Origin of the sequence: Pseudoalteromonas sp. BSi20652 (assembly GCF_000239855.1) — a bacterium.
Classification (GTDB): Bacteria; Pseudomonadota; Gammaproteobacteria; order Enterobacterales; family Alteromonadaceae; genus Pseudoalteromonas.
In genome coordinates this window covers 1-14,576 of record NZ_BADT01000109.1, presented here as the reverse complement: position 1 = coordinate 14,576, position 14,576 = coordinate 1, and the positions used below count along the sequence as shown (strand labels likewise).

General features: G+C 39.3%; 10 protein-coding genes and 2 pseudogenes. 7 read left to right on the top strand and 5 right to left on the bottom strand.

All coding sequences use genetic code 11. The annotated features are described in order from the left end of the window. Window positions 1–34 precede the first annotated feature (34 nt). Complete coding sequence (locus P20652_RS08475) at window positions 35–793, bottom strand: hypothetical protein (protein ID WP_008169076.1); 759 nt, start codon at window positions 791–793, stop codon at window positions 35–37. Window positions 794–1,117: 324 nt separating this feature from the next. Here P20652_RS08475 and cysB point away from each other — a divergent pair, with 324 nt between their 5' ends. Beyond that, on the top strand, window positions 1,118–2,095 hold the full coding sequence (cysB, locus tag P20652_RS08480) for an HTH-type transcriptional regulator CysB (RefSeq protein ID WP_008169075.1): 978 nt from the start codon (window positions 1,118–1,120) through the stop codon (window positions 2,093–2,095). A 76-nt stretch (window positions 2,096–2,171) separates the two neighbouring features. On the opposite strand, the gene P20652_RS08485 is transcribed toward cysB, so the two are convergent. The 3 genes and pseudogenes from P20652_RS08485 to pabB all read right to left on the bottom strand — a co-directional run bounded on the left by P20652_RS08485 (window position 2,172) and on the right by pabB (window position 5,579). Next, window positions 2,172–3,548, bottom strand: a complete 1,377-nt coding sequence (locus P20652_RS08485; RefSeq protein ID WP_008169073.1) for an L-serine ammonia-lyase — start codon at window positions 3,546–3,548, stop codon at window positions 2,172–2,174. A 101-nt stretch (window positions 3,549–3,649) separates the two neighbouring features. Continuing rightward, window positions 3,650–4,225, bottom strand: a complete 576-nt coding sequence (locus tag P20652_RS08490; protein WP_033017517.1) for a CoA pyrophosphatase — start codon at window positions 4,223–4,225, stop codon at window positions 3,650–3,652. Between the two features lie 6 nt (window positions 4,226–4,231). Beyond that, window positions 4,232–5,579: pseudogene (pabB, locus tag P20652_RS08495) on the bottom strand (aminodeoxychorismate synthase component I). 156 nt (window positions 5,580–5,735) lie between these two features. Here pabB and P20652_RS08500 point away from each other — a divergent pair. From P20652_RS08500 to P20652_RS08520, 5 genes are all read left to right on the top strand, one after another. After that, window positions 5,736–7,262, top strand: coding sequence for a fumarate hydratase (locus P20652_RS08500; RefSeq protein WP_008135589.1), 1,527 nt, complete (start codon window positions 5,736–5,738; stop codon window positions 7,260–7,262). Between the two features lie 426 nt (window positions 7,263–7,688). Beyond that, on the top strand, window positions 7,689–8,729 hold the full coding sequence (locus P20652_RS08505) for a Glu/Leu/Phe/Val dehydrogenase (RefSeq protein WP_008169062.1): 1,041 nt from the start codon (window positions 7,689–7,691) through the stop codon (window positions 8,727–8,729). Window positions 8,730–8,865: 136 nt separating this feature from the next. Continuing rightward, on the top strand, window positions 8,866–9,504 hold the full coding sequence (locus P20652_RS08510; RefSeq protein WP_008169060.1) for a chloramphenicol acetyltransferase: 639 nt from the start codon (window positions 8,866–8,868) through the stop codon (window positions 9,502–9,504). A gap of 175 nt (window positions 9,505–9,679) precedes the next feature. Continuing rightward, window positions 9,680–10,504, top strand: a complete 825-nt coding sequence (locus P20652_RS08515) for a M90 family metallopeptidase (RefSeq protein WP_008169058.1) — start codon at window positions 9,680–9,682, stop codon at window positions 10,502–10,504. A gap of 105 nt (window positions 10,505–10,609) precedes the next feature. Then, window positions 10,610–13,789, top strand: a complete 3,180-nt coding sequence (locus P20652_RS08520; RefSeq protein WP_008169056.1) for an amidohydrolase family protein — start codon at window positions 10,610–10,612, stop codon at window positions 13,787–13,789. A gap of 197 nt (window positions 13,790–13,986) precedes the next feature. Here P20652_RS08520 and P20652_RS08525 read toward each other — a convergent pair whose 3' ends face one another. Next, window positions 13,987–14,328: a hypothetical protein gene (locus P20652_RS08525; protein WP_002961684.1), complete on the bottom strand. Its 342-nt coding sequence runs from the start codon at window positions 14,326–14,328 to the stop codon at window positions 13,987–13,989. Between the two features lie 150 nt (window positions 14,329–14,478). On the opposite strand from P20652_RS08525, the pseudogene P20652_RS20265 reads away from it, so the two are divergent. Further along, a pseudogene (locus tag P20652_RS20265) lies at window positions 14,479–14,576 on the top strand (Nif3-like dinuclear metal center protein); the annotation flags it as partial.

Below are 14,576 nucleotides of genomic sequence, written 5' to 3'. Positions count from 1 at the left end.
CTTTTTAATACTTATTTTTTTAGTATAAAAAACGCTACCATTTCTTTTTAGGAGCAAACAGTATATCCAAGTCGTCTTGCTCTTCTTCTGTTTTCTTTTTAAGCGCACTTGCATTAGAAGCTCTCAGTTCAACACTAATTGCTTCTAAGTAACCTTCAACTTCCAGACGCTTTGTTGCTACATATTCATCAGAGTAGTTAACTGCGCTAAGTGTTGCGTGTGCTTTTTCAAAATACTGTCTTGCAGAGCCAACCATATTTGCAGAACGAGCAGACAAACCGCGTTTTATTTGGCTTTCAATATTAATGCGTAGTTGTAATTTTTCTAAGCGTTTATCTTCTGTAACAAAAACTTGGCTATCAATACGACCTTTGCTGTGTTCAGAACGTAAAATAGAGCGTAATTTTTTAATACCTTGAATTAGGCCTACAAGTTGTTTGTCATTACTGGGTAACGTTATAGCTTCACTGCTATTATCTTGAACTGGATTAGATAAGTTCGTTTTCGCTTCACTTAAACGGCTTTTAAGTGCTTTAGAGGTTGGCGAGTTAGTAACCATTGTATTTAAAGCTTCGTAAATACGGCGTTGTAACGCACGAATTGAATTTTCAGAAAGGGGGATATTAGCACTATTCATTAGCGCTTCTTCTGTCTCTTCTATTATAGCTTTTTGTTTTGTAAGCTCTTTACGGCGTTCAGCTTCTTGTTTTTCTTTGTGTTGTTGTACAGCACTTACCCAAAGTGCAATCACAATCAATGCAACTATAAGCACTATTATAATAGAAACGATCATGGTGTAATTCTCGGATATATAACCTAATTATTTAATCTTACATTAAATATACGTTAACAGGGTAGCTTTGCGCCGATTAACTTAAAAAATATACCAAATAATTGATAGGTTGAGCTCTTTATAAACCCCAGTAAGCCTAAGGATTTGTAAAATCAAACTGAATAATGATCGCTACCTGAAGCATATTTATTATGCTAGCCTTGAGCTCTAATCGAATAATTGCATACTTAAAGCATTAAAGTGACGTTTCATGTAAATAACACTTGGTTTTAACTGGTATTGCCTTTATAAATAATATGCATAATAACGTTAAAATTTGTAGCCATGAAATTACAACAACTCAGATATATAGTAGAAGTACAAAATCATAAATTAAATGTTTCAGCGACTGCTGAGAGTTTATTTACCTCGCAGCCAGGAATTTCTAAACAAGTACGCATGTTAGAAGATGAGTTGGGTGTGCAAATTTTTGGTCGCAGTGGTAAGCATTTAACGCATGTAACCGGTGCTGGCGAAGATATTATAAATATTTCTCGTGAAATACTCTCTAAAGTCGAAGGCATTAAAGCCGTTGCTAACGAGCATACGCTACCTGATCAAGGTAAGTTAAATATTGCTACAACACATACCCAAGCTCGTTACGCTTTGCCGAGTGTTATTCAAGGGTTTATGAAAAAATACCCTGCGGTCTCGCTTCATATGCACCAAGGTACTCCACAGCAAATATCGGATGCTGCAGCACGTGGTGATGCCGATTTTGCTATTGCAACAGAAGCACTGCATTTGTATTCAGATTTGGTGATGCTGCCATGTTACCACTGGAATCGAAGTATTGTAGTGGCTAAAGATCATCCATTAGCTAAAAAGGCAAATAGCTTAACCGTAGCTGACATCGCACAGTATCCGTTAATTACTTACGTATTTGGTTTTACGGGGCGTTCAGAGTTAGATAAAGCATTTAGTGCACAAGGGCTTGAACCACATATTGTATTTACCGCAACCGATGCAGATGTTATTAAAACGTATGTACGTTTGGGTTTGGGCGTAGGCGTTGTTGCCTCGATGGCAATAGATCAGGTCAGCGATACCGATTTGGTGTGTATAGATGCAAGCCATTTATTTGAGGCAAGTACCACAAAGATTGGTTTTAGAAAGGGCAGCTTTTTACGTACTTACATGTATGATTTTATCGAACGTTTTGCACCGCACTTAACTAAAGAGCGAGTAGAGCGAGCAAGCTTATTACGTAACCAAGAGGACGTAGATAAGTTATTTGCAGATATAGAGTTACCCGTTAAATAACGTCACTACATTAAACGAATAATAAAAAAGCCGTCTATTTAAAATAGACGGCTTTTTTCTTTTTATAAAGAGCTGATTAACATTCAATAATATTAACAGCCAATCCACCGCGAGCGGTTTCTTTGTATTTAGTTTTCATGTCGTTGCCGGTTTCAAGCATGGTTTTAATCACTTTATCAAGTGATACCTTTTGCTCGCCACTGCCACGAATAGCTAAACGTGAGGCGTTAATTGCTTTAATTGCGCCCATTGCATTACGTTCAATACACGGCACTTGTACTAAGCCACCAACAGGGTCGCACGTTAGGCCTAAATTATGCTCCATACCTATTTCAGCTGCGTTTTCTACTTGCACAACATTGCCACCAACAATTTCTGTTAATGCGCCTGCAGCCATAGAACACGCAACGCCCACTTCACCTTGGCAACCTACTTCAGCACCTGAGATAGAGGCATTCTTTTTATATAAAATACCAATAGCAGCAGCGGTTAATAAATAACGAGTGGCTATATCACGGTCTACTTCTTTTACAAATTTGTGATAGTACATAAGCACAGCCGGTAAAATACCTGCAGCACCGTTAGTAGGTGCAGTAACCACGCGTCCACCAGCTGCGTTTTCTTCATTTACAGCAAGCGCAAATAAGTCAACCCAATCCATTGCACGAAGAGGGTCGTTACTGACTTCTATATTTAGTTTTAAGTATAAACTCGGCGCACGGCGTTTTACTTTTAAGCCGCCAGGTAAAATACCTTCGGTACGCATACCACGGTCGATACATGCCATCATTACTTTCCAGATATGAAACAGTGTATCTTTTATTTCATCTTCAGTGCGCAGTGTTTTTTCGTTTTTCATCATTAAACTTGAAACACTAAACCCTGACTCTTTACACATTTCTAGCAGTTCTTTTGCACTACCAAATGGAAAAGGAGCAGGGTTTTCTTCTCTAATATCGAGAGCTGCTTGTTTCTCGTTTTCAAATTCTTCGTCAGTAACAATAAAACCGCCGCCAATAGAGTAATATACTTTGCTATATAGTTTTTCGCCGTTATTTGAGGCAATAATTTCCATGGCATTAGAATGCTTAGGCAGCGTTTTACGACGATGGAAAACAATAGCACCTTGTTTTGGGAATTTGGCTTTGTGTGTTTTGTTTAAATAAATAACCTGATCTTTTTCGATGGTTGCTAAAATGTCGTCGACTAAATCGGCATCAATTGTTTCAGGATCGTAACCGGCTAAACCAAGAATTACGGCTTTACCCGAGCCATGGCCAACACCTGTTTGACCTAATGAGCCGTAAAGCTCTACTTTAATATCGGTAACATTTGCTAATAGTTGTTTTCCTTGTAGGTCATTAACAAATAAGCGTGATGCGCGCATTGGGCCAACGGTGTGTGATGACGAAGGGCCAATACCAATGCTAAACATATCAAATGCACTGATCATAATGTGTGTGTCTCTACTTTTTTATCAGCACGAGGCTGCTCTTTGAACGGTCGAGCATGATAACGTGGAATTGTAATTGTGTAACTACTAATAACAAAGATTTAAACTGGTAAGGCGAGTTGTTTTGTAAAGTTTTTTATAATGCTTGCAGTCGCACCCCAAAGTAAACCATGCGGGGTTTTAAAACCTTGCAAAATAACCGTTTCCCCAAATCGTTGAAAAGGTAAGGGTTGCCAGTTAGCTTCGTTATTTAGCTCAGTGATAGAGAGTAAAAAGCTCGCTTGTACTTCATTATAGTCATTTTCCCAGGTGGTGTTTTTTTTGAGTAACCCCACATAGGGGCAAATACTAAAGCCCGTTAAGGTCGAATACTCAGGTAAATGACCTAATACGTTAACGTTATTTTCGGCAATATTTAGCTCTTCTCTTAGCTCGCGAAGTGCTGTAGTGCGAAGGGTAATGTCGCTTACTTCAAATTTGCCCCCGGGCAAACAAATCTCCCCAGGGTGGTGGTGTAAATAAGTAGGGCGTTTACACAGTAAAATATGTGCATGGTTATCTATATCAATAATGGGCAGCATAACAGCGCTAGCGCGTTTTTGACGCGTGTCTTTTAACTGATTTGGCGCAGCTGTAGGGCTTAACAGAAACCGCGCCATAATGTGTTTACTATTCAAAGCGACCTACTGTTTTAATAAAGGGAGGATTTTATTTACTTTATCGTAAGTTTCTTGATATTCCAATTCAACTTTAGAATCAGCGACTATTCCGCCACCTGCCCAGCAGTAAATTTGCGCTTTGTGGCACACCAAGGTACGAATAGTGATACTCGTATCCATATTTCCACACGCACTTAAATAACCAATTGAACCACAATAAATACTGCGGCGATGTGGTTCTAGTTCTTCAATTATTTCCATCGCTCTTATTTTTGGTCGCGCCGGTGATTGAGCCACCTGGAAAAGCTGCTTTTAGCTGATCGACCGCTGTTTTACCCTCATCAAGTTCTGAGGTTACCGTGCTCACTAAATGATGCACTGCCGGAAAGCTTTCAATAGCAAAAAGGGAAGGGACGTGAACACTGCCTGGTTTTGCTACCTTACCTAAATCGTTACGCAGTAAATCAACAATCATGACATTTTCAGCACGATCTTTGTTTGAGTTTAGCAACTGTGTTGCTTGTGCTTTATCTTCAATGGGATCAGCTTTACGAGGCAGTGTGCCTTTAATGGGCTTACTTTCAACAACGTTATTATTTACAGATATAAAGCGCTCAGGGGAGATTGATAAAATAGCGCCTTTAGGATGATTTATAAAACTCGAAAAAGGCGCTTTATTTGCTTCACGCAGTTTAATATAAGCTGTCCAAGGGGAGCCTTCAAACTGAGCGTTGAAGCGCTGCGCTAAATTAATTTGATAGCAATCGCCACTTTTTAAATACTCTTCAATAACTGCAAATTTTTCAGCATACTCATCCGTACTCATATTTGAGTGCCAATCGGTTTTTAGTTTAAAGTTTGAGTTAATTATTGGTGTACCTAAATACTGCTCATAAAGCGCGAGGCGATTAACGTTTGGCTGGGATGTATAAAACCACATACCTTGATGCTTATCATAAATAAGTGCGTCTAAGTAAAGTCCAATAGCCATTTGCGGTAAATCTATATCGTGCATTGCTATATTAGGCATACTTTCAATTGTACGCCCTAAATCGTAACCAAAATAACCAAGCCAACCTCCGTTAAACGGTAAGTCGTAATTTGCTTTTGTTTTATCAAGAAGTGACAGTTCGGTATTCATTATCTCAAAACAGCTTTTACTGTTTTGTTGCGCATTTAAAAAACTTTGATTATTTTGCACTTCAAGTGTTTTTGTCGGTTCGATAGCTATAATGTCAAAGCGACTATTTACATGGCCACTATTAGCAGAATCCAGCAATATGGCATAAGGAAGGTGTGCAAAATGTGCAAATACATCAATACAGCTTTGCTTTATCGCTAATTTAATACAATTATTTTTATTGTTTAGCATTTACTACCCCTTTAAGAACTAGCTCGAAACGGGCTGGGAGGGTATCATAAGTCAAAATTTTTTGGCAGCACTAAGCTACAAAAAACAGTGCAAACCACCGTCACCGGTTTGATTTAGAGTACGCGACAACGCGTAACGGTAACTTAAGGAACCACTATGAGTACAATTTGTCAGCAAGATTTTATTGATAGCATTGAAGATGCATTGCAATATATTTCGTTCTATCACCCTCTTGATTTTGTTCAAGCACTCGAAAAAGCCTACAACAAAGAACAAAGCAAAGCGGCGAAAGATGCCATCGCACAAATTTTAATTAACTCACGCATGTCGGCAGAAGGTAAGCGTCCGCTTTGTCAAGATACCGGTATTATTACTTGTTTTGTTAAAGTAGGTATGGATGTTAAGTGGGATAAAACAGATTTAACCGTTCAACAAATGGTTGATGAAGGTACTCGTCGTGCATATTTGAATCCAGATAACCCTTTACGTGCATCTATTGTTGCAGACCCTGCTGGCACGCGTAAAAACACAAAAGATAATACGCCTTCGGTTGTGCATATTGATTTAGTAGCGGGTGGTAAAGTAGAAGTCATGGTTGCGGCTAAAGGCGGCGGCTCTGAAAACAAAAGTAAAATGGTTATGTTAAACCCGTCAGATGATGTTGCTGAATGGGTAGAAAAAACACTACCAACAATGGGTGCTGGTTGGTGTCCACCAGGCATGCTAGGAATAGGTATTGGTGGTACGGCTGAAAAAGCGGCAGTAATGGCTAAAGAGTCGTTAATGGACCCGGTTGATATCCATGAACTAATGGAACGCGGCGCAGAGACAACTGAAGAAAAACTGCGTTTAGAAATTTTTGACCGTGCTAATAAATTAGGTATTGGTGCACAAGGTTTGGGCGGTTTAACAACGGTTGTTGATGTTAAAATTAAAACAGCACCAACGCATGCAGCTTCTAAACCTGTAGTAATGATCCCAAATTGTGCGGCAACTCGTCATGTACATTTTACACTTGACGGTTCTGGCCCTGCTAATTTAAAAGCACCTAAGCTAGAGGATTGGCCACAAGTAACATTTGAAGTGGGCGAAGGCACACGTCGTGTTGATTTAAATACACTGACTAAAAAAGATGTTCAAGAATGGAAAATGGGTGAAACCGTTTTACTTTCGGGTACTATTTTAACCGGTCGTGATGCAGCACATAAACGTTTGCAAGATATGATCAATTCAGGAGAAGGCTTACCTGAGGGCGTAGACTTTGATAATAAATTTATTTATTACGTTGGTCCTGTTGATGCGGTGCGCGATGAAGCAGTAGGACCAGCGGGCCCTACAACAGCCACTCGCATGGATAAATTTACCGATATGATGCTAGAAAAAACAGGCATTGTAGGCATGATTGGTAAAGCTGAACGTGGACCTGCAACGGTTGAATCTATTAAAGAGCATAAATCTGTTTATTTGATGGCTGTAGGCGGTGCAGCTTACTTAGTATCTAAAGCAATTAAAAAAGCACGCGTAGTTGCTTTTGAAGATTTAGGTATGGAAGCTATTTACGAATTTGAAGTAGAAGATATGCCAGTGACCGTTGCAGTAGACAGTGAAGGCGCCAATGCGCATACACAAGGTCCTGCAATCTGGAAAGCTAAAATTGAAGAGCTTGATAGTAAGCTAAAATAACGTACGTTATGCTTTTAAAAGCGAGCCTAGTGCTCGCTTTTTTGTTTTTTAAATAGAATCATGACCAAGCCTACAGCTCTGACCAGTTTGCGAAAAAGCTCACTTTTTAATGAAAACCTATAGGCTGCAGTATGTAGCGGGCAAGTAGCGCTCGTATATTAAAGTTTACATACAAGAGCTGTATTACGTTCACGTAAACGTAATTTGGTGTGGTTCTTATATTTATAGTTTTTAAAACTTACAAATGACGGTTTTATGAATTTTTTATCCATATAAAAGTTTTAATTGGGTTATTTAATTTAAGCTTGATGTTTTCATTGGTTTTATCTTCTGTGAGTATAGCGAACACGAATATGAAGTGATAAAGTCTCGTCAATTTCCAGCGCGCAAACCCTCTCACGGGTTAACTATTTCGGAGTATTTTAAGTGGCTGTGTTTAATCGAGTTGAATTTGATAACCATGAACAAGTGGTTTTTTGTTCTGATGAAGAGTCGGGTTTAAAAGCAATTATTGCTGTACATAATACTAATCTAGGTCCTGCGGTTGGCGGATGTAGAATGTGGAATTATGCGAACGACGAAGATGCCGTTTACGACGTGCTACGTTTATCAAAGGGCATGACTTATAAAAATGCAGTTGCGCGCTTACCATTTGGTGGCGGTAAATCTGTAATTATAGGTAATGCGAAAGAAATTAAATCTGAGCAATTATTCCGTGCATTTGGTCGTCAGTTAGAGCGATTAAATGGCAGCTATTACTCAGCAGAAGATGTAAACATCACATGTGCTGATGTAGCTATTATGAATAAAGAAACTAATTACGTACTGGGTCTTGAAGGTAAAAGTGGTAACCCATCGCCATTTACAGCATACGGTACGTTTTTAGGAATTAAAGCAGCGCTACAGCATCAACGTGGTCATCAAAATTTTGCAGGTGTGAAAGTGGCTGTTCAAGGTTTAGGTGCTGTTGCTTATGGTTTATGTAAGCATTTAGCTGATGCGGGCGCTGAGTTGTTTGTAACAGATATTAATCAAGTAGCAATTGATCGCGTAGTTAATGATTTTGGCGCGACTGCGGTTGGCATTGATGAAATTTACGACTTAGATGTTGATGTTTATGCACCGTGTGCATTAGGCGCAACTATTAACGATTTAACGATACCGCGTTTAAAAGCGACTATTATTGCAGGCTGTGCTAATAATCAGCTGGCAGAGTCTCGCCACGGTGAAGTTATTCGTGAAAAAGGCATTTTATATGCACCAGATTACGTAATTAACGCTGGTGGTATTATTAATGTTTATTACGAAACAGCGCCAGAAGGTTACAGTGCAGCAGCGTCTAATAAACATGTTGAAGGTATTTTTAATACGTTAACTGAAATTTTTGCCCGCAGCGAAAAAGAGCAAAAATCAACGCATTTAATTGCTGACGAATTAGCGCAAGAGATCATTAAAAACGGTCTGTGATCTAAGTTCTAATTTATATAAGGGTGTGCAAGTGCACACCCTTTGTTTATCTGTAAGTTAATGCAATTATTACTGAACAGCGGTACACTTTATTTTTAATTTTGTGCGGCAAATTATGACTCCCTCAACTTCTCTCATGCAGCCTATCGATTTAGATAATTGGCCTAGAAAGCAACACTTTGAATTATTTAAACACTTTTCTCAGCCTTACTTTAATGTGTGTGTGCGTTTAGATGTTCAAGCACTGTATGACTATTGCAAAACCAATCAATTTTCTTTTTTTCAAGCGTATGTATATTGCACTTTAAAAGCGTGTCATAAGGTCGATTCAATAATGCTGCGTATAATAGATAGTAAGCCTTGGTTACTTAATACAGTGCGCGCAAGTGTGGTGGAGCTTGCTGAAAACGATACGTTTGTTTTTAGTTATTTTAATAGCAAAGGCGAGTTCAAAGAGTTTGCAAATCATGCAAGTGACGTAAGCAAAAAAGCGAAACAACAGCCGTTATTTTCTGATGCGTTTGCTCAAACAGAAGGACAAGCTGACTTAATCCATATATCTGTTTTGCCATGGCTAAATTTTAGTGCGTTTTCGCATGCATTCAGTGAAGGGAAGAGTTTGGGCATTCCTAAATTTGTGTTTGGGCAGTTTGATAAACATACCGGCACAATGCCTTTAGCTATCGATGTACACCATTCATTAATGGATGGTTTGCACGTAGCGAAATTTATAAACACATTGCAGGGTACGTTTGACACCTTTTGCAAAGGTTAACTTTAAACACATCAGTTAACGGCAGTGCAAAGCAGTAATTAACCTGAACTCTGGATAATAAATCTATAAGCAATGCGATGTGAATTACTTTATATTTAAAAACATAACGTTATATAGTTGAAAAGCACGAGTGCTGGACATATTTATATACAATACTATGGCTCAGGAAATTCCCATGATAAATGGACTGTTACTCTTTATTTTAATTCTTTTTGTGGTGATTTTCTGGCATTGGCCATCAATTCAAAATCGGTTATGGCACAGTAAATACAAAAACGTTGCTTTAAATTCGCAGCAAAAAGATATTTTACTGCGCTGCATGCCTATTTATAAAAAAATGACGGATGCAGATAGAGAAAAGTTAGAGCGACATATTACGTGGTTTTTGAACGAAAAACGCTTTGTGGGTTGTGACGGTTTAAAGCTAACGTCTGCAATGAAGTTGATTGTAGCCGCGGATGCGTGTGTATTGGTGCTTAATAAACCGTGGCCGTTATATAGAAATGTAAAAGAAATTTTATTATACCCAAGTGCTTATTATGCTCCGCAATCAACTCGCGATAGTGCAGGACTTGTGAGTTACCACAATACGATAAGATTAGGTGAGTCTTGGCCTGGCGGCACACTCGTTTTAAGTTGGCATGATGTGCTTGAGGGTAATCGTTTACCAAGCGATGGACATAACCTGGTATTTCATGAGTTTGCGCATCAACTTGATCAGGAAACAGGTAAAACAACGGGCACACCCATTTTAAAAAGCTCAGCAGACTACAAAGAGTGGGGCCGAGTATTTAGCCGTGCCTTCACTCAGTTAAAAAGCCATGTTGCCTACAGCATGCCGCATGTTATTCACAGCTATGGTGCGACTAACGAAGCTGAATTTTTTGCGGTGCTTACAGAAACTTTTATTGAAAAGCCTGCGGAGCTTCGACGCCACGATCCCGAAATTTACAGTATGTTGGTGAATTACTATCAATTTGACCCTATTGTTTGGCATTAAACCTACATAAACCGCGCTTTATCATATAACGCTGGCAAGTTACGTTTGTTTTTGTTGCAATCATGTGAAATAGTTTTTACTGCAACAATAACAAGCGAGAAATGCATGAAAAAAATGCTTCATACAGTATTGGCGCTGTCGGTGTCATTAGCGATAGGGCAAGTGAATGCCGCTGAAAAAGATGAACAAAAATGGCAAGTAGATTCACCTAAAGGGCAATTTGTTGACGCTGCAATTAGCGTTGAGCAGGGCACATGGATGAATATAGATATTAGCCCTGATGGTAAAACCGTGGTGTTTGACTTACTTGGCGACATTTACACTATGCCAATGAGTGGGGGGACAGCGACAAAGCTCACCTCTGATATTGCATGGCAAATGCAACCACGCTTTAGTCCTAATGGCAAAAATATTGCGTTTACCTCCGATCAAGGGGGCGGCGATAATATTTGGATAATGGACTTAAATGGCGAAAACCAACACGCTGTTACCGATGAAACCTTTAGGTTACTAAATAGCCCTGCATGGAGTCCTGATGGCGACTATTTAGTTGCGCGTAAACACTTTACAGCTAGCCGCTCATTGGGAGCAGGTGAAGTGTGGTTGTATCATAAAGCGGGTGGCAAGGGCGTACAGCTTACAAAACGCGAGAACGATCAAAAAGATTTAGGTGAGCCAATGTTTTCACCTGATGGTCGTTATGTATACTTTTCGCATGATGCAACACCCGGTAAAACATTTCATTATTCAAAAGATTCTGTAGCGGGTATTTATAAAATTAAGCGCTACGACCGTGAAACGGGTGAAATTGAAACCATAATCGATACGATGGGCGGTGCCATTAGGCCTACACCGTCACCTGATGGAAAAAAACTGGCGTATATAAAGCGTGATGATTTTCAAACTAGTCTTTATTTATATGACTTAACCAGCGGTGAGCACACTAAGCTTTACGATAAGCTTGAGCGAGATATGCAAGAAACCTGGGCTATTCATGGTGTATACCCAACCATTGCATGGACACCCGATAACGAAGAACTGGTATTTTGGGCTGGTGGTACAATTCACAAGCTAGATGTTGCAGACAAATCTGTAAAAACTATTCCTTTTAAAGTGCAAACTACTAAAAAAATTCAAAAAGCAGTGCGCTTTACACAAAACTTAGATACTGATGAGTTTGATGTAAAAATGCTGCGTAATGTGCAAGTAAGCCCAGATGGCGAAACGGCAATTTTTGAAGCGCTTGGACATATTTATAAACGTGATTTAGAGTCGGGCAACATTAAGCGTTTAACAAAGCAAACTGATCATTACGAATTATTCCCACAGTACTCTCGCGATGGTAAAAAAATAGTGTACACCACATGGGATGATAACAAACAAGGGTCTGTAAGAGTTGTGTCTGCGCGCAGTGGTCGTGGCGATACAATTACTACAGAGCCTGGAAAATATGTAGAGCCTACGTTTAGCCCAGATGGTAAAACGGTTGTTTATCGTAAAGCCACGGGCGGCAGTATTTTAAACCCTAAGTGGTCACTTAACCCTGGTATATATAGCGTAAGCGCAAAAGGCGGGAAAAGTGATCTTATTTCAAAAAGTGGTTATCAACCACAATTTGGAGATGAAAACGATCGCGTTTTTATAATGAGTCCTTGGCCAAAACCAACGCTTAGCGTAGTTGAGCTTGAAAGTAAAAAAGTTCGCAAACTATACGAGTCAGAACATGCGACAGAATTTAGAGTATCACCAGATGGGCAATATCTGGCTTTTGCTGAGCGATTTAAAGTATTTGTAACGCCGTTTGTTCAAAGTGGTAAAACAATTAATATTGGGCCTAAAGACAGTCAATTCCCAATAGAGCAGTTATCGGTACGTGCTGGTGAAAACATCAGTTGGAGCGCTAAGAGCAACAAACTTTACTGGACATTAGGGCCTGAACTTTATCATGCAAGCCTTGAGGGGATGTTTGCCATTAACAAAGCCGAAGATGCCGACTTTAAAGTGAAAAGTGGCGATAATATCGGTTTCAGTAAAAAAATTGCAGAGCCTAAAGGCATGATTGCGCTCACTGGTGCAAAAATTATAACTATGGATGGCGAAAAGGTTATTGAAAATGGTGTAATCATCACTGATGGCAAGCATATTAAAGCAATTGGTACAGCCAGCGATATAAGCATCCCTAAAGGTGCTGAGGTTATTGATGTAACAGGCAAAACAATTATGCCTGGTATTGTTGATGCTCATGCACATGGCTCGCAAGCAAGTGACGAAATTATACCTGAGCAAAACTGGAAAAACTTTGCAGGTTTAGCGCTAGGTGTTACTACAATTCACGATCCATCAAACGATACCTCTGAAATATTTACCGCGAGTGAAATGCAAAAGGCAGGCATGATTGTTGGCCCGCGTATTTTCTCAACCGGTACTATTTTATATGGCGCAAATATGCCAGGTTATACGTCGCATATTGACTCGTTAGACGATGCTAAATTTCATTTAGAGCGCCTTAAAAAAGTAGGGGCGTTTAGTGTTAAGTCGTATAACCAACCACGTCGTGAGCAGCGCCAACAAGTTATTGAAGCAGGTCGTGAACTTGAAATGATGGTTGTCCCTGAAGGTGGCTCATTATTACAACATAACTTAAGTATGATTGTAGATGGACACACAGGTATTGAGCATTCAATCCCTGTAGAGAACATATACGACGATATAAAGCAGTTATGGTCACAAAGTGATGTTGGCTATACACCAACACTTGTAGTGGCTTATGGTGGCATTTGGGGTGAAAATTACTGGTATGATAAAACTGATGTGTGGAATCATCCGCGTTTAAGTAAATTTGTGCCTAAAAATCAATTATTACCACGCTCTATGCGCCGCGTTAAAGCTCCCGATCATCACTATAATCACTTTAATAACGCACGCGTTGCTGCTGAGCTGCAAGACCTAGGTGTATTAGTTAACTTAGGTGCTCACGGTCAGCGTGAAGGCTTAGGTGCACACTGGGAGATGTGGATGTTTGCACAAGGCGGAATGACACCGCTTGAGGCTATACGTGCATCAACACTCGATCCGGCTAAGTATTTAGGACTTGATAAAAACGTAGGCTCGCTTGAAGTGGGCAAACTGGCAGATCTAATGGTTATAGATGGCGATCCGCTTAAAAATATTCGAGATTCGGATAAAGTAGATTACACCATGATCAATGGTCGATTATTCAATGCCGAAACAATGAATGAAGTGGGTAAAAAAGAACGCGAACCACTTTATTTTGAAGAACTGTAATTTATTTTAAACTTTTTAAAGCGGCTACATAGCCGCTTATTTAGCCTTACACAACTTATAAAGCTCTATTTTTTTGATTAAATGGTGCAATTAAGGTTGGAAGACGATAATTAATATAATTTTTAGATATTTTTTAGCAAATCGCGCACATAAAAAAACCGCTTAACGCGGTTTCTTTTAAAAATCATAAATGTTGATTAAACAACACCGCGCGGTAAGCGACAGTCATGATCTTTACGAGCTAAAATTACAATCCAAAGTTCTTCCGCTGTGTAACCTTCTTCATTTTCGGTAACAACAGTGAATGGCGCTTTTTTCTGTGCTTTAACAGGCGCAGCTGCTTTTGGTTTTTTCGTTTTAGTTGTTTTACCAGAGTTTAATTTTTTAGTTAGCTCTGCTACGTCAGCTAGGCGTAAATTTTTACCGCCATCAATGCTGTACCAACCAGGTTTGGTTGTGATTTCAGGTTTTTTACCATTGGCAGTTTCGTACGCTGCTTCAAAGGCAGATAACACTTCTGTTTTGTCTAGTTTGCTCATCAGAGACCCTATACGTTGTGAACACAGATAAAGAAGGGGTATTTATACCTATTTTAAAACAGTTTTTCAATTTTTTGCGATTTTCCTTCCATTTTAGGCCTATAAACGCCAAAATTTGCACAAAATTCAGTGCTAAGTAAGGTAAGTTATATGCAACGTAGAGAATTTAACCAACTCCTAAATGACATTTTGAAACCTCATTTAATTAAAGATTTTTGCCCAAATGGCTTACAGGTTGAAGGTAAAAA